This window comes from Bacteroidales bacterium, assembly GCA_012519055.1.
In the GTDB taxonomy this organism is placed as follows: Bacteria; Bacteroidota; Bacteroidia; order Bacteroidales; family Salinivirgaceae; genus JAAYQU01.
Map to the genome: position 1 here is coordinate 1 of JAAYQU010000018.1, position 17,189 is coordinate 17,189.

Consider the following 17,189-nt stretch of genomic DNA (forward strand, 5'->3'; position numbering starts at 1 on the left):
CTAATATAACTTCTAAAACTTAGTGCGTATATTTTGCCTTACAAAAAATATCTGTTTTTTAAAGAAAGCGGACACAAAGATAACAACTTTTAATAATACAATCCAAATTATTTTGAAAAAAATTTAAAATAGTTTTTGAACTGATAATTTTCGTCTTGTGTCAATATCTCCTCGCCTTTGTTTCGGTTGTTGTTCCTTTCAAAAGCGGGTGCAAAGGTAGAACTTTATTAATTACTAAACAAATCTTTGAAACAAATTTTTGAAAATTTTATTGAGATAAACTAACAACTGATTGACTTGCAAAAGAATACAACCTGAAAAAAATAGCAATCTATCGTATTTGTTTTACAAAAGTTATTTTGTGTTCATTAACAAAATAATTAAATATAAGTATGGTGATTTAAAACAATTTACTCATCTTTGCAACATTAATACTAATTTAAAAAAACGAACATGAAACTATTGAAAATTTATCGAATTTTACCTATAGCTCTTTTAGCTATGTGGTCGTGCGGACAAAATCAATCAAGCACTGAAGCTTCTGATAGCGAAGCACCAAAAGGCAAATATGCCATAAAATCTGGCATAGTTGAGTACAAATCATCTGTTATGGGCATGGAGCAAACTCAAACTTTAATGTTTGATGATTATGGAAATATAGAGGCTACAGAGATTGTAATGGAAATGATGGGAAATAAAGTTCACACTTACGCAATAAACAAAGACAGCATTATTTATAATATTGATATTATAAATAAAGTTGGCTCAAAGGTTGAAATAGCTGGTGATCATGGTAATATAGATTTTGAAAATATGACAGAGGAAGAAGCTAAGGAACTAAATTTAAAAAATGAGGGAAAGGAAACATTTTTAGATAAGGAATGTGTAAAATACTCTATTGACAATGCTGAAATGCAAATGAAAGGTCTCTTCTGGGTTTATAAAGGAGTGACACTAAAATCTGACATAGAAGTTGGCGGAATGCAAATGGTAATTGAAGCCATAAGTTTTGAAGAAGATGCAACCATTCCTGAAAATGCGTTTGTTGTTCCAGAAGATGTTGTATTCCAATAATCTAAATATTGTCTTTACATAAGCTTTAAAATATAAATATGAGGGGTTCGGCTTTTAAGTTGAACCCTTTTTATTCAATTAAGCTCGAAAAAACATCAATACTGTCGATCACTATTAGATGCCAATGCTACTTTTAACTAAGTTTATGTAATGAACCATTGCTTGTTAAAAAACAATTTTCAACTTTGTGTTATCGTACTTAGAATACTTGTTAACTTATTTTATAATGAATAAAAAAACTTTTCAAATTTGTTTCTGGATTATAATAATTATTGCTGCTCTATTTCGATTTTATAATTACACAAATATACCATATACACACGATGAATATAGTGCGATTCACAGAACAAATTTTGAAACATTTTGCGAACTAATAGAGGAAGGTGTATTAGTTGAAGGGCATCCTGCTGGAGTACAGGTATTTCTGTATTATTACACCAAAGTTTTTGGTAAGTCTCCACATATAGTGCGATTGCCATTTACCATATTAGGTTTATTAAGTGTTGCTCTTATTATGGTAATTGGGAAAAGGCTTTTTTCTTCTCAAGCAGGTCTTCTTGCCGGAGCGTGTGCAGCTGTAAGTCAATATTTTATTTTTTATTCACTTGTTGCAAGACCGTACTCTCCCGGACTTTTCTTTGTTCTTTTATCAGTTTATTGTCTTGTTAACTTAGCAAAAAATAACGATAGTAAGACACGATGGTTTATAATATACTCAATATCATTAGCTTTATCGGCATACACACATCAGTTATCTGCTTTTACTTCACTTATAATTTACTTTTTAGGTTTTTTTCTTGTATACCGAAAACATAGGATTAAATATTTTGCTTCAGGCATTTTAGCGTTACTTTTGTACTTGCCGCATATTCCAATATTTCTTAAACAACTGTCAATGAAAGGTGTTGGAGACTGGCTACCTGTTCCTGACTACTCTTTTATTTTCGATTACATAGGATTTTTATTCCATTATTCGTGGTTATATCTTATCGTATTTTTCTTTATGATTATTTCTACGATTATAGTTTTATGTAAAAAGAAGCCACAATTAATAAACTATTTTTTACTTTTAACTTGGCTGATTGTTTATATTATAACATTTGTTTATTCTCGAACAGTATCGTCTGTTATGCAACATAGTGTCTTGTTGTTCGTTACAGCTCTTATGGTTATTTTTATTAGCATGGGTATCGATCTAATAAAAAACTTAAAAGTTCAATTATCAATAATTATTATAACACTATTTCTTGGATCAACAAGCCTTATACATAAACGTCAATACTACGATATAGTCACAAATGGATTATTTCAAAAATCTAAAGATTGCCAATGTGAACAGTATCAAAAAGCTAATAACAAGAAGATTTTGTTTGTATCAAATCACTCGTATATTCCCAATGATTTAAGATTTGACACATGTTCCGATAAAATGCTTTACATAGCTCCCAACAATCTTGCTGAGCTAAATGATAATTTAAAAAGCGGCGTTTTTAATTCTGTTGGCTACATGCAAAATGTCGAATTACCCGGCGCTTTAGCGATGATAAAATCATATTACCCAGCTCACCTAATAGCTAATAAATATGACAGAGGAGAATTTCATTACTTCTCATTATCTGGAGATAATAAAATTGTTGAATGGGATACAATTGTCCGAAAATTATACGATTATGAAGGTAGTGATGAGTTTCTTAACATTGTTAACATGAAACTTGACACGTTAAATCTAAACAGCTGGTCTGAAATCGATATTGTTTTCAGACTTACCGTCGACTCTCTATGGGATAACATTATGATAGTTACTGATTTAAACGATAACGACAAAACAATAGATTGGCGCGCCACTAATATAAAAACGTGTGTATCTGAAAATGAAGAGGTCATATCACTGTTTCACACCGTACCACTTCTCGAAATAAAGGCGAATTTTAAAGAGCATAATATAAAGTCATACATATATAACCCTGAACTAAAACATTTTAAAGCTATTGAAGCTTATGTGATGATACGCGAATCAAACCGATTACGATACGCACTAATAGGTGATATTCCTACTAAATAGTTTAAATAGTTGATGTTCAGAAAAATATTTGTTTTTATATCGGTGATTACTTTGTTAAACTCAGTGTCCGATAAGTGCTAGTAATTTTCAAAAACACAATAAAGCCAACTGTTTTATAAATAGACAGTTGGCTTTACATATAAACATCTAAATATGTTTAAGAGGTTTTTTCTACCATGCAAATATTGGTCTGTCGCTCATCATTTTATGAACTTCCTGGCGTACTTTTTCTATCTCTTTTTTGTTGTCAATATTTGAAATAACGCGGTCAATAAATTCAACGATAGTTTTCATATCTGTTTCTTTCAGTCCACGGGTAGTAATGGCGGGTGTTCCAACTCTAAAACCACTTGTTTGGAAAGCTGAACGGCTGTCAAATGGAACCATGTTTTTATTTATTGTAATATCAGCTTCTACCAATATGTTTTCTACTTGTCTTCCAGTAATATCGGGGAATTTTGTTCTCAAATCTATTAACATGCTGTGATTATCTGTACCACCACTAATAACTTTATAGCCTCTTTTAATAAACGCTTCTGCCATTGCTGTTGCGTTCTTTTTAACTTGTTGTTGATATTTTTTATACTCGGGTTGTAAAGCTTCGCCAAATGCAACGGCTTTTGCAGCAATCACATGCTCAAGTGGACCTCCTTGTATGCCGGGGAATACTGCCGAATCAATTAGTGATGACATCATTCTGATTTGTCCTTTTGATGTTTTTTTACCAAATGGATTTTCAAAATCTTTACCTATCAGGATAATACCGCCACGTGGTCCTCGCAATGTTTTGTGGGTTGTAGAAGTAACTATATGTGCGTATTTAACGGGATTATCGAGCAAGCCGGCAGCAATTAAACCTGCTGGGTGTGCCATATCGACCATAAAAATCGCACCTATTTTGTCAGCTATTTCTCTCATGCGTTTATAATCCCATTCGCGTGAATATGCAGATGCTCCACCTACAATCATTTTTGGTTTTTCTTTAAGAGCAAGCTTTTCCATACCGTCATAATCTACTCTTCCGTCAGATTCTTTAACACTATACGAAATAGCATTGTACATAATTCCCGAAAAGTTTACGGGAGAGCCGTGCGAAAGGTGTCCGCCATGCGACAAGTCAAGTCCCATAAAGGTATCACCAGGATTTAAAACAGTTACAAAAACCGCCATATTTGCTTGTGCTCCAGAGTGAGGTTGAACGTTTGCATATTCTGCTCCGTAAATCTCTTTTAAACGGTCAATTGCTAATTGTTCTGATTCATCAACATGCTGACAACCACCATAGTAACGTCTTCCGGGATAGCCTTCTGCATATTTGTTGGTTAAACACGATCCCATAGCTTCCATTACTTGATCGCTAACAAAGTTCTCAGAAGCAATTAGTTCAATACCGTTTTTTTGACGTTGGTACTCTTTTTTAATAATTTCGAAAATTTTTGTGTCTCTTTTCATAATCCGATTGTATTAAAATTAATTTTACTTTATTATACTGTTTTACTCTTTTCCAATAACTTTTCCAATTATATAGTTTTCAGGAACTAAGCCCCATGTTCTGCTATCATAAAAGCGATCACGATTGTCGCTTAAAACTATATAATAATTGTTTTTTACTATATATGAATTAACCATTTCGCCATTAATAAAAATGTCAAAATCTCGTGTTGCATCAATTTTATTTCCTTCATATTTTGATACAATTTCTTCGTATCCTCTGATAGTCCTGTAATTAATTGGCACTGAAACTCCTTTTCCTGGAACCTCAAAAGATGGCTCCGTATTCCAACGATTCCAAAACCAATAGTTACAATAGGGCCATATCTTTAAATATCTGCCTGGAACTCTTGATTTTATCTTACGGGCATAACTTATTAATGTGTCTTCATTAACTTCTTTTGCTTTTGCCTTGGTCATGGGAATTTCCCATATTTCAATAGGCTCATCATCTACGAATCCATACATTTTTTTATACTTGATATTCATATCCGACTTTTGCCCTTCTCTGATATATTCAGAGAGTTCGTATTTATTGAAAAACGTTGAATCGAGTGTTACACCATCTTTAGCGACAACTCTATATCCGTGTTTTATTGTTGGTAAATCTTCTACAATTTGTCCATTAATTACAACTCTTCTTGCATTCAACGAAAAGTAATCTCTCGGAATTGCAATAACTCTTCCGATAATTCTTTTTTTTGCATAAATAGGATTATCAACGTCTGAAGGATCAATCATATATACAATATCACCATTTTTAATTGTCGAAATTCCTGGAAGCTTAATACCCATAAATATCGAACCAAAAGCAAGTTTATTAATAAAAACATATTCTCCCCTTTTGATTGTATCCTCCATAGTTTGATCTGGCATTTTATAAATTGTAAAAAAGAACTGAAAAAACAGATAGATCATCAGAACTGGGATTCCGATATATATCAGCACTTTTTTTAATGTTTTTTTACTCATTACCATTTATTTAATAAGTTTAAATATTCTGTTCCAACGAATTTTGCTGAAAAATGATTTGTCTTTATCTGTCGAAAACCATAAAAATATTGCTTTCCCGACAATATGATCTTCTGGAACAAATCCCCAAAAACGACTATCCTGTGAGTTGTGTCTGCTGTCACCCATCATCCAGTAGTAATCCATTGCAAAGGTGTAACTATCAACCGTTTGTCCATCAATAACAATGTCGTCTCCATTTACTTTTAGAGAATGCCCCTCGTACAATGTTATAAGTCGTTTGTAAAGAGGAAGATTTTCTGTTGTTAGCTTTATTGTTACTCCTTTTGAAGGTATTACTATTGGTCCGAAATTATCTTCATTCCATGTATAACGCTTGTCGTGCGGGAAGATATAATGAGATCCGTCACTTTGATTAACTACACGCACCACGGAATCGACAATAGTCATGTTTGATATTGCTTTTACATTTTCTTCTGTTAATGGCAATAACATTTTATTCGGAGCAATATACGACATTTCAATATCTTCATTGCTTATTTCTAAAGACTTGAGCAACTTGGGATTTATTTGTTGTCCATTTGTATATATTGTATATTTATATTGAATATCTTCAATATCAGGTTGTATTTCACCGTTAACCTTAAGGACACCGTCTTCTATTAGAATAGTGTCGCCTGGAATACCGACACAACGTTTAATGTAATTTTCACGTTTATCGGTAGGACGGACATGAATTGTATAATACTCATTTAATAGTTGTCTGGCTCTGTTTTCATAAAACTCAATAGGTTGATTGAAACCTCTTTGCATATCTTCCATTTGCATGGCATATCCCTCTGACCTAACTATTTGGTAATAGCTTTGGTTCTGATGCTCAACAACAACCGTATCTCCTTCTGGAAAATTAAAAACTACTGGATCATATCTCTTTACTTCTTGCAGTCCAGCCATTCTTTCATAATCCCATTTAACCCATTCCAAATATGATTTGGTTTTGCTTGTTAGTGGCAGTGTGTGATGCGCAAACGGGAATGAGATTGGAGTCATAGGCTTACGCGGGCCATAATGATACTTACTAACAAAAAGGTAATCTCCAACTAACAATGATTTTTCCATTGAGCTGGTTGGAATTGTATATGCTTCAATTAAAAACGTTCTAATCAATGTTGCTGCAATTACTGCAAAAATAAGTGCGTCAACCCATTCAATTACTTTGGTTTGTTTTTTTACACCTTTCTTTTTCCAAAATGCCCAGTGCACTTTTTTGGTGATGTAGATATCAAAAATTACTATTAATAGAGCCAACCAATAATAATTGTCAAGCCATATTACAAATAATAAATAGATAGTAGCAACTATTGCAAATTTGAACCATTTATTTGATAAGATTTTTTTTATGTTCAGTCCCATACGTTTATTTCTCTATTATTGAGTTTACAAAGTTAATAAAAAGTCTTGGATAGGGTTGTTAGAGTTTTAATAGATTTTGCATTGTATGAATACCCTGTTTGCCAATCATATAGCGACATGCTGTTAATGCCCCTATTGCGAATCCATCGCGCGCAAATGCCTCATGTTCTATTGATATTCTATCAACTAAAGACTTATATTCTACGGTGTGTATTCCCACTATTTCTCCTTCTCGTATTGAAGTTACTGGTATATCTTTTTTCGACAAACTTTCATTTGAGAGCTTCCAAGCATTGTATCTATTTTGATTGTCAATAATATCCATTGCGAGTGAAACTGCAGTACCGCTGGGTTTATCGAGTTTCTTTGTATGATGTGTTTCGCTTATCGAAAGAGAATATCCTTCGATATTGCCAATTATTTTTGCGAGATGTTTGTTTAATTCAAACATAATGTTCATTCCAATACTGAAGTTCGAAGCGTAAAAAAAACCTTGTTTTGATTTATCTACCAAAGTTCTAACTTCATCTATACTATCATGCCAGCCAGTTGTTCCAGTTACTACGTTTACCTTATTATCCAAAAGCTTTTTATAGTTCTCAATTGAAGCTTCGGGAGTGGTAAACTCTACAGCAACCTTTGCACCATTTAACTCACTTTGTGTGATTTTATTGTTAAAAATGGGGTCAATAATAGCACATACTTGAAAATTGAAATCCTTAGCATACTTTTCAATTATTTTACCCATTTTTCCGTATCCAACAATCGCTAATTTATCCATTTAAATTTGATTTTACATTTTACGCAAAATTAGCAATTGCTCGCAAATAGTAGCTAAAATAGTTGAATTTGTAATATTATTTTTCCCAGTATGGCTTAAAAAAATACGGCAATCCAAAAAAGTGCACTTGATTTGCTAAGCTTGTCAGGTTTGTGCAAAACATTATCTAGCTTTTTATTAAGCACTTAACCCTACTTTTATAATTTATTATCGCAAAAGTTTGTTAAGTCTATTAAAAGCCCTTCTAGGATCCTCTCTTTGATATAGAATATTGTATGTAGTTTCTGCTATTGGAATTGAAGCCTTTACACTTTTATTTATCTCATAAATTGATTGTGCAGCGTAGTACCCCTCTGCAATCATCAGCATTTCTGCTTGGGCCGCCCTTACAGTATTTCCTTTTCCAATTAAATTGCCAAATGTACGGTTTCTACTGAATTGAGAATAGACAGTTACCAATAAATCACCTAGATACGCCGAAGACTTTATATCCCTTAATGTATCGGGCTTAATTGCTTGTAAAAAGCGTTCCATCTCTTGTGCAGCATTAGAAACTAATACTGCTTGGTAATTGTCTCCAAGTCTAAGTCCGTGGCTAATTCCTGAAGCAACGGCATAAATATTTTTCATAACAGCAGCATACTCTGCTCCTTCCAAATCGTTACTTATTATTGTCTCAATAAACCTACTATGCAGTGAAACAGAAATGTGTTGATTAAGTTCTCGATTATGTCCTGCTATTGTAAGATACGAAAGTTTCTCTTGTGCCACCTCTTCGGCATGGCAAGGACCTACAATTGCAGCTACATTTTGTAACGAAACATTAAAGTATTTATTTAGATAATCTGAAATAAGTAAATTTTCTCTTGGAACTAGACCTTTAATGGCAGAAACAAAGTATTTATTGTGTATATCGACAGAAATTTGCTCTAAAGACTCACGAAGAAATGCCGAAGGTATAACTAAAATTAAAATTTGTGAATTATCTACAACTTCGTCAATATCATCCGACATATTTAACAAATCGTTATTGAGTTCTGTCGATGTTAAATATTTTGGATTATTTCCGTAAGTCTTAATGTAATCAATAGTCTCAGAATTACGCACATACCAATTTAATGATATATTATTATGCTGCAGCACTTTAACTATTGCTGTAGCCCAACTTCCTGAACCTAATATTCCTAATTTTAAACTGTTCATTTTTAACTGTATATTGTTATACAATCGATTATCTTAGGTTGTTGTATAACATAATATATAAAAGCAAATAAAGCAACGATGCTAAATTTAACTTTAAACAAGGTTGCTTTATCAACTATTTTTTCTAAGAAATATACAATGTTTTTATTTTAATTTCATTGTTACATTCGACTTTAATATCATGTCAAACGACTGATCCTTTTGAGTTGTCGTAAACTCTATTAAAGAAACCATGCTTGACCGTAAAGCAATCCCACTAGTGAGATCCATAAGCACCCAACCTGACATTTCACCTGTTTTCATCTCCATAGATATGCCTTCTGGTAGATTAGTTGTGTTTAGTTCAAAAGTGCCTTCTACTCCTACTATTACTTTAGTTTTATCTTCCGAAATATCTTTAATTACATATGAGGTTGATGTTTTCATTGGCATGCCTTGCACAACTTGCTCAACAGTATCTCCTCCAAATTTGTGACCTATGTTAACTGGACCTTCTGGCAATGTTACGGTCGCAGACTGGTTAAACTGCTGTACATTTTGCTCCATATTTGCCCTAACTGCCTCATACTCATCACCAAGTTCTTCCAAACTGCTGTAATCTACTTCTAACATTTTCCCTTTAGGAGTTATTTTAGAGGTTATTTTTTTGTTCATTAGTTTCATTAGGGGGTCCAATTCAGGCATGGTATTGCTGCTTTCATCATTTGAGTCGAAGCTTATTCCCTGTGCTGAATTAATACTCATCCTGGTAATAGCAAAGCTGAAATCTGCGTTTCCTTCACTATCAACATCATTTATTTCATATTTAGTTTCCATAACCATTGTCATGGGCATACTTTGTCCCATCATTTCAATTTGCATGTCAACATTGATGGAGTTTTCAACCACTTCGCCTTTTTTATAGTTATATGATAACTCTACTGGGTCTGTTGTTGAGTTAACAAAAGAAATCTCGTTTGTTTCTTCGTTAATAATAACATCGTCTAATGCATTTTTACTTGATTGACTTTGGCATCCAGCGATTACAAACAATACTGCGGTTGCTAATAGTAGAAAATTGAGTTTGTTTTTCATAGGTTTTAATTTTATTAATTTTAGCAAAAGAGCCTGCATATAGCAGGCTCCCTTATTATGCATTATATTTTATTAGAATTAATTTAGTTCTTTTTTTAATATGAAACGGGCGAGCCTAATCTTATCATTGCACAACGGAAACCTAAGTCATCTCGAGTATCTGTTTCTTGTAGAAAACGTCTAGTAGCGGGACTTAACCAATATGCACGATCTTTCCATGAACCTCCTTTGTAAACTCTTGCCCGGTCAGTAATTAAACTTGTCGCTGTTGGCTCTGTGAAGAAAGAGCGATTAGGTTGTGATACTGAGTCATTTAGTATAGGATCCCAAACTTTCTTATGAGATTTTCCTTGAGCATACCTATAAACATTCATAGATCCTGCCTCTTTTGGAGCATCTGGATCTTTATAATATATAGATGATTCATAATCACCATCAAGATAGTTTATGTTATCCGCTTTTCTGTAATTTCTTCTATCTAACGCCATTTCCTCGTTAATAGGTTTCATTTGAAGACGTCCAGTTGTGTCGTTGGTAACATATTTAATCTTTCCGTCTTCAACTGTTATCTGGTGTTCCATAAAAACATTTCCTCTGAAAGGTCTAAACTCGTTGAAATCAGAGAATGACAACGGTCTGTAAACGTCCATAACCCATTCGTTAACATTACCAGCCATGCAATATAGTCCAAAGTCGTTGGGCCAGTATGATCTTACAGGAACAGTAATATCTCCTTTATCGTTCAAAGCACCTGCAACACCCATATAGTCACCTGCACCTCTTACAAAGTTTGCTCGCATTTGACCTTGATCTGATCCTTTACTATATCTTACATAATCACCATTCCAAGGATAAATTCTACGTTCAAAATAGCTCTCTCCTGAAGAATACCCGATTAACGCTAAAGCAGCATATTCCCACTCAGCTTCGGTCGGAAGTCTATATTTTGGCAATAATAAACCGTCTTCAATTGTTACTCTTGTAGTTGCTTCATCACTTGCATCACCTACTATATCGTCACCAGCTAGACCGCCTTCACCTGCAAACTTGTCAATTCTGCGCCCCATTAAATATGAGTCAGTATTGAAAACTATATGATTTAAAGGATTCCCTACTAATTGAGCTGTTACTTTTTCTTCTTCTGGATTTCTTTCCCAAAGACCAGTTCTTACCAATATCTCTTCATTAACTCTGTCTGTCCTCCAAGTGCAAAAATCACTTGCCTGCAACCAATTTACTCCTACAACGGGATAGTCTTGATAAGATGGGTGTCTGAAATAATATTCAACTAATGGTTCGTTGTAAGCTAACCTATCTCTCCACACTAACGTATCGGGAAGTGCTTTTGCTATTATTTCAGGAAAATCGATTCCATACACACGCTCAAGCCAGAAAATATATTCACGGTAATTAACGTTGGAAATTTCTGTTTCATCCATATAAAACGACGATACAGTAACTCTCCTTGGAATATTATTCCAGTCTTTCATAACATCGTCTAACACTTGCCCCATCACAAAAGTACCACCTTCAATTAAAGTTAATCCAGGTCCTGTCTCTTGTTCTATGTAGCCTTCACGATATTTGAATCCTCCGTTGTCGCTGTCATTATATGTCCAACCTGTAACAGAGGACTTTGGTTTAGAACAACCAAAAAGTGCTACACCAAAAGAAATTAGTACTAAAATTTTCAAATAATTGATTTTCATATGCTTATATTTTTTGTCAACTTTTTTATATCACTCGAAACTTGCATGCTATATTACACAACATAATAAATTATAAAATTTTGTTTACGTGCTCGTTTCAAACTCTTATACTTTCTTATTATTTTAAGATCATACGTAAATGTGCCTATTGATAGTATATGAAAGTGTAAAAATAACGTATTTTTTAATAGAAATGTATCTTACAACCAAAAAGTTTAAATATTTTTCATTTTATTTTTTTTACGTTCGCCACAATCCTTTCATAACAACCTCATTGCCAAACATATATAACGACGGTAGGTTTGGGAAAATTTTTAACGATAATATTATTTTTAAACTTTTATATTTTGTCATAAACGCAGGACTTATCCCTAAAAGTATGTTATTAGGGGTTGATACAAAAAACATACCGAACTGATTTTTCAATGATCCATAAAACATTCCGTAATAAAATGCATATTCTGCTCCATCAAAAACTGTTACAAAATGGGGTCTTAAATATATTTTTGAAGATGGATTATTATACGGCCTAAGATCGAAAATTGATCCTACTGAAAATGTCAACTTAATCTGAGGTGGATTTTTACAATTATTTATTGAATTTTTAAATTGTTTTTGTTTAAAAATATTCTGAACAGAAAATCCTATTGAATGTTTTTCACAAAAGGCTGCAATACCACAAGAAAGGTTGGTAGTCCAGATAATTGGAAAAAAAACACCGGAATTGTCATTATTTAATAGTTGAGATTCTAATATTATATCATCACTATTGATTGTGTAATTATGGAAATCAGGGGCAAATCCAAGACTTAATGACCACTTCTTAGTAATACGAAAATTTTTTGAAAAATTAAATGATATCAGATTATGCCTCATTATCCCTTCTTTGTAACTTACAACATATCCTTCCAATCCGCCATTTAGATCTCTACTGTAATAATTTAATTGGGCGTATAGATTACTTAGTTTTAAATAACCTAAACCTTGATTTGACAACCCAATTGAATATCTATTTTCTTCTGATATTGAGGCTAATGCAGGATTAAAAAAATGTGACTGCTCACTAAAAATTAAATTAAACCTTTCTTGACATCTAATATTTGTGTATATAAAAGACAAGAATAGTATTATAAATACTCTTTTCAGATAAATCAACACTAGTTTTATTCTCATTTTCAGTGTTTTTACATTGGTGGCATATATACTTATTTTATTGTATTATGTGGACTAGTCACTTGATTCCGAAACAAATTTACATCATTGTTTTTACTTTATCAAATAATTTTTCTATTAGTACTTCAACATATGCAAAAATTTTTATCATATTTCATTATCCGTATTTTTTTGCTAAGGGTCAAATAAAACTCTTGATAAAACAATTGATCAAACTAATTCATATTTGTTTTACATTTTATTATATTGTTTAATTTAGTGCAAAAAGATTTTGATAGCTTTGCACTTTGTTGATTTATTAATGTCTTTATTACAATAATTACGATAAAATAGCGTAATTATTCTGTAACAAAATTATTCTTATGCGAAATTTATTGAAATTATCACTAATTATACTATTATCTAGCATAGTTATTCTTGTTTATGGTCAACAAGATGTAAAGCAACTGAACGTTAAGTGGATGGACATCGGAATTAAAAAGCCTTACGCTCTAAACTGTGTTTACGACGAAGTTAATGACGCTGTTCCTAAGATAGTTGAAATTATTGATTTATCAGATGATTTTGAATCTATATCTGTTGAATTGATTAATATGGAAACATCACGATCTGATAATCATTTTGAAATGCTTGATGCATCATCTTTAAAACCTTTTTTCGAAGTTAATTATGAAACAGGATACTTGAACAAAAAGCCTGTTGCTGTTGTTAAAATTGCCCTCGTTTCGCAAAGGAATGGTCAAGTTTATTTTTTGAATAAAGCAGATATTTCAATTTCATATAACGGATTAAAAAAATCAACCCATCACAGAGAATTTAAATCAAACTCCGTATTGGCTACAGGCAATTGGAGAAAGATAAAAACAACTCAAAGTGGTGTATATAAAATAACCTATGAGGAATTGCAAGGCTGGGGAATGTCTAATCCTGCTGATGTTCGTATTTACGGCACAGGAGCAAGAATGCTGTCAAAACGAAATGACTCAGACGATCCCGATGATTTGTATGAAAATCCTATTTATATGGAGACGCACGGTGATGGTATTTTTAATGCCGGCGACTATATTCTTTTTTACGGACAGGGCAATATTAAGTATATGTATGATAAGCCTACTAACCGCTATTCTCATATTAAAAACCTATACAGCGACGATGGGGCATATTTTGTAACCACTGATCTAGGTCCAGGTAAACGCATTATTTCGGAAAATAACAACTCGCAAACGGAACACTTTACAACAAATAGTGTTGATGTAAATCTTGTATGGGATGATGATGTTCAAAATCCAATATCTAGTGGTAGACTTAAATATGGAGAACTTTTTACTCCCGGGGATAAGAGAGACATTGTTTTCAACATTCCCAGCAATATCGTAAGCAATGAGAACATAACTATTCAAACTCAATCTATAGGATTTCAGATTATTGACGAGCCACTCTGCTCTTTTGAGTTTAAAATAGGAGAAACACCTATTCATAGGAGTGTTTTCCCAGGATACTACCCAAATCCATACGGTGAAGTATGGTATACTATATATCAAACGTCAAGGCTTAATATAACTCAAAGTCCAATTAAAATATCCACAAAGTTTCATGCTACAAGTATTGCAGCACGTGCTGCAATTGACTTTGTACGAGTAACAGCCAGAGTGGATTTATCGTTGTTTTCTGCAAATTCGTTGTTTTTTGCCGATTCGAAAAATATTTCAGATGGAACTGTTAAACAGTTTCAGATTGGAGGGAATGTAAGCTTTGTATGGAATGTTACAGACCCATTGAATCCTAAAAACATGGTTCTAGAAAAGAGTGGGGCTATGAGCAGCTGGAAACACAACAACGACAATAATCAATTTTACATTGCTTTTAATAATGCGGGTGTGCTTTCTGTTGCAGACTTGGGAGTTCAAGCAAATCAAAACATACATGGGAAGCCTGTACCCGATATGATAATAGTAACAGCACCTTTATTCAGACAAGAAGCTGAAAGACTCGCTGATTATCGCAGGTCAGAAAGCAACTTAGATATTCTTATACTAGAGCCAGAAGAAATATATAACGAATTTAGTTCAGGTATACCAGATGTGTCTGCAATAAGAAATATGGCTTGTATGTTTTATCAAAAATCTGGCGGAGGTTCAAAAACATTCAAATATCTATTGCTGATAGGAGACGGAAGTTACGATAACAAATGGGCTGCAAAAACAAACAATCATATTTTAACCTATCAAAATTTAGAGTCGTTAAATAAAAAAATATCTTCTGAAAGTGACGACTTTTTCGGGTTACTTGATACTGGTGAAGGTGGAGAAAATTTATACGGAGGAGACACATTAAAAGGTCTACTCGATATAGGAGTTGGACGGCTACCTGTTGAAACCAGTTTTGAAGCTCAAACAGTTGTAAATAAGATAATTAATTATAGCAAAAACCCTACTTTAGATGCATGGAAGAACGAGTTGACTTTTTTAGCAGATGATGCCGATAATGCTGGTGACGCTGAACTTCAAAAACAGGCATACCATCTTGCTGCAATTATTATGAGCAAATACCCTTGGTTTCATAACAACCTGATTTTTATGGATGCCTACAATCAAATATCTACTCCAACTGGACAACGATATCCTGCTGTACGTGAAGCAATAAACAGTATTATTCATAAAGGAACTTTAATTTTTAATTATACTGGTCATGGTAGCCCAAATCAATTTGCACACGAATCTGCTATTGATAAATCGATGGTAAACAGTTGGAAAAATATTAATTATTTGCCGTTTTTCATGACAGCATCATGTGAAATTTCGCCTTACGATAATCATAAATTAAAATCAATTGGCGAGATGATTTTGCTAAACCCAAATGGAGGTGCAGTATCTATGTTTACAACAACCCGTCTTGTATATGGCAGTAGCAATCACGAACTAAGTATTAGTTTTTACAATAGGGTTTTTGAAAGAAATGAAGGTGGCAACTACTCTACATTAGGCGAAATAATGAAGGATGCAAAAAATCAGCAAGGTGTATATGCAATCAACTCTCGAAAATTTACACTTTTTGGTGACCCTTCTATGAAGTTGATTATACCTCCATATAAGGTTGTTACAGACTCTATAAACGGGAAAAGCACTCAAGTTGCAACAGACACAATTGGTGCTTTACAAAAGGTTGAAATCTGTGGTTCTATTACCGATACATTAGGAAACCATATACCAAACTATAACGGTGTTATTCATACAGCTGTATATGATAAATTTAAAGAGAGACAAACCTTAGGCAATGACGGTCAAGATCCATTTTCATTTTTAACTCAAGATAATATTTTGTACAAAGGTAAGTCCAAAGTTGTTGACGGTAAATTTAAATTTGAGTTTATTGTACCGTTGGATATTGATTACGACTTTGGTAAAGGTAAAATAGAATATTACGCACAAGATGGCACAATTGATGCTCAAGGTGCCTTCAGATCACTTATTATAGGTGGTTCAAGTAATAATATAATAAATGACACTAAAGGTCCAGAAATAGATGTTTATATGAATGACACCAATTTCGTTTCTGGAAGCTCGACAAATGAATCGCCACTTTTAATAGCACATTTTTTCGATGAACATGGTATCAATACCACGGGGAATGGTATAGGACATGAAATTACTGCCACATTAAAACATGATATGAACAACGTAATTATATTAAACAACCATTTTGAATCTGATATTGGTAGTTACCAACGTGGAAAACTTCAATATCAACTACTTAATTTGCCAGATGGTCCAAATCAAGTTACTGTTTGTGCCTGGGATATTGTTAATAACAGCACGGAGACTAAACTCGATTTTGTGGTTGCTAATACCGAAAAGGCAGCACTATCTCATGTTTTGAATTACCCAAATCCATTTACAACGCATACTAAGTTTTTATTTGAACATAATCAACCCCATGTGCCACTTGAAATAACAATTCAAATATTTACGGTTTCTGGAAAATTGGTAAAAACACTTCAGACAACAATGCAGGGTAGTTTATATCAAACAAATCCGTTAACTTGGGACGGCTTAGACGATTTTGGTGATCGTATAGGGCGTGGAGTTTATGTTTATAAGGTTAAAATAAAAACACCTGACGGAAAAACAGATACAAAATTTGAGCGTTTAGTAATACTAAAATAAACAAAACTATTACTTTTGCAACAAAAATACTCTTGCATCGTTATAAATAGATTATTAAGCATAAACTAATATAA

At 33.1% G+C, this 17,189-nt stretch carries 11 protein-coding genes; 3 read left to right on the forward strand and 8 right to left on the reverse strand.

Features of this window, described 5'->3' with window-relative positions; all coding sequences use genetic code 11:
• Nucleotides 1-453 precede the first annotated feature (453 nt).
• Both GX311_03805 and GX311_03810 read left to right on the forward strand, forming a co-directional pair.
• Nucleotides 454-1,074, forward strand: coding sequence for a hypothetical protein (locus GX311_03805; GenBank protein NLK15503.1), 621 nt, complete (start codon nt 454-456; stop codon nt 1,072-1,074).
• Between the two features lie 226 nt (nt 1,075-1,300).
• A complete protein-coding gene (locus GX311_03810) occupies nt 1,301-3,136 on the forward strand; it encodes a DUF2723 domain-containing protein (GenBank protein NLK15504.1) in 1,836 nt (611 codons plus the stop codon).
• A 171-nt stretch (nt 3,137-3,307) separates the two neighbouring features.
• On the opposite strand, the gene GX311_03815 is transcribed toward GX311_03810, so the two are convergent.
• The 8 genes from GX311_03815 to GX311_03850 all read right to left on the reverse strand — a co-directional run bounded on the left by GX311_03815 (nt 3,308) and on the right by GX311_03850 (nt 12,952).
• Complete coding sequence (locus GX311_03815) at nt 3,308-4,588, reverse strand: serine hydroxymethyltransferase (GenBank protein NLK15505.1); 1,281 nt, start codon at nt 4,586-4,588, stop codon at nt 3,308-3,310.
• Between the two features lie 42 nt (nt 4,589-4,630).
• A complete protein-coding gene (gene lepB / locus GX311_03820; GenBank protein NLK15506.1) occupies nt 4,631-5,599 on the reverse strand; it encodes a signal peptidase I in 969 nt (322 codons plus the stop codon).
• Between the two features lie 6 nt (nt 5,600-5,605).
• A complete protein-coding gene (locus GX311_03825) occupies nt 5,606-7,012 on the reverse strand; it encodes a S26 family signal peptidase (protein NLK15507.1) in 1,407 nt (468 codons plus the stop codon).
• A gap of 58 nt (nt 7,013-7,070) precedes the next feature.
• Nucleotides 7,071-7,793 carry a 4-hydroxy-tetrahydrodipicolinate reductase gene (gene dapB, locus GX311_03830; protein ID NLK15508.1) on the reverse strand — a complete coding sequence of 241 codons (723 nt, stop codon included), beginning with the start codon at nt 7,791-7,793 and terminating at the stop codon, nt 7,071-7,073.
• Between the two features lie 207 nt (nt 7,794-8,000).
• On the reverse strand, nt 8,001-8,996 hold the full coding sequence (locus GX311_03835; GenBank protein ID NLK15509.1) for a glycerol-3-phosphate dehydrogenase: 996 nt from the start codon (nt 8,994-8,996) through the stop codon (nt 8,001-8,003).
• Nucleotides 8,997-9,140: 144 nt separating this feature from the next.
• Complete coding sequence (locus GX311_03840) at nt 9,141-10,070, reverse strand: hypothetical protein (protein ID NLK15510.1); 930 nt, start codon at nt 10,068-10,070, stop codon at nt 9,141-9,143.
• A gap of 95 nt (nt 10,071-10,165) precedes the next feature.
• Nucleotides 10,166-11,779, reverse strand: coding sequence for a gliding motility lipoprotein GldJ (gene gldJ / locus GX311_03845; GenBank protein NLK15511.1), 1,614 nt, complete (start codon nt 11,777-11,779; stop codon nt 10,166-10,168).
• A gap of 240 nt (nt 11,780-12,019) precedes the next feature.
• A complete protein-coding gene (locus tag GX311_03850) occupies nt 12,020-12,952 on the reverse strand; it encodes a type IX secretion system membrane protein PorP/SprF (protein NLK15512.1) in 933 nt (310 codons plus the stop codon).
• 362 nt (nt 12,953-13,314) lie between these two features.
• Between GX311_03850 and porU the strand changes: the two genes are divergently transcribed.
• Nucleotides 13,315-17,115, forward strand: a complete 3,801-nt coding sequence (porU, locus tag GX311_03855) for a type IX secretion system sortase PorU (GenBank protein ID NLK15513.1) — start codon at nt 13,315-13,317, stop codon at nt 17,113-17,115.
• The last annotated feature ends 74 nt before the right edge of the window (nt 17,116-17,189 follow it).

What these genes read in the sequence shown, in the direction of transcription:
- GX311_03840 (NLK15510.1), bottom strand. Translation starts at nt 10,070, where the DNA reads ATGAAAAACAAACTCAATTTTCTACTATTAGCAACCGCAGTATTGTTT.
- GX311_03810 (NLK15504.1), top strand. Translation starts at nt 1,301, where the DNA reads ATGAATAAAAAAACTTTTCAAATTTGTTTCTGGATTATAATAATTATT.
- lepB (NLK15506.1), bottom strand. Translation starts at nt 5,599, where the DNA reads ATGAGTAAAAAAACATTAAAAAAAGTGCTGATATATATCGGAATCCCA.
- gldJ (NLK15511.1), bottom strand. Translation starts at nt 11,779, where the DNA reads ATGAAAATCAATTATTTGAAAATTTTAGTACTAATTTCTTTTGGTGTA.
- GX311_03805 (NLK15503.1), top strand. Translation starts at nt 454, where the DNA reads ATGAAACTATTGAAAATTTATCGAATTTTACCTATAGCTCTTTTAGCT.
- dapB (NLK15508.1), bottom strand. Translation starts at nt 7,793, where the DNA reads ATGGATAAATTAGCGATTGTTGGATACGGAAAAATGGGTAAAATAATT.
- GX311_03835 (NLK15509.1), bottom strand. Translation starts at nt 8,996, where the DNA reads ATGAACAGTTTAAAATTAGGAATATTAGGTTCAGGAAGTTGGGCTACA.
- GX311_03850 (NLK15512.1), bottom strand. Translation starts at nt 12,952, where the DNA reads ATGAGAATAAAACTAGTGTTGATTTATCTGAAAAGAGTATTTATAATA.
- GX311_03825 (NLK15507.1), bottom strand. Translation starts at nt 7,012, where the DNA reads ATGGGACTGAACATAAAAAAAATCTTATCAAATAAATGGTTCAAATTT.
- GX311_03815 (NLK15505.1), bottom strand. Translation starts at nt 4,588, where the DNA reads ATGAAAAGAGACACAAAAATTTTCGAAATTATTAAAAAAGAGTACCAA.
- porU (NLK15513.1), top strand. Translation starts at nt 13,315, where the DNA reads ATGCGAAATTTATTGAAATTATCACTAATTATACTATTATCTAGCATA.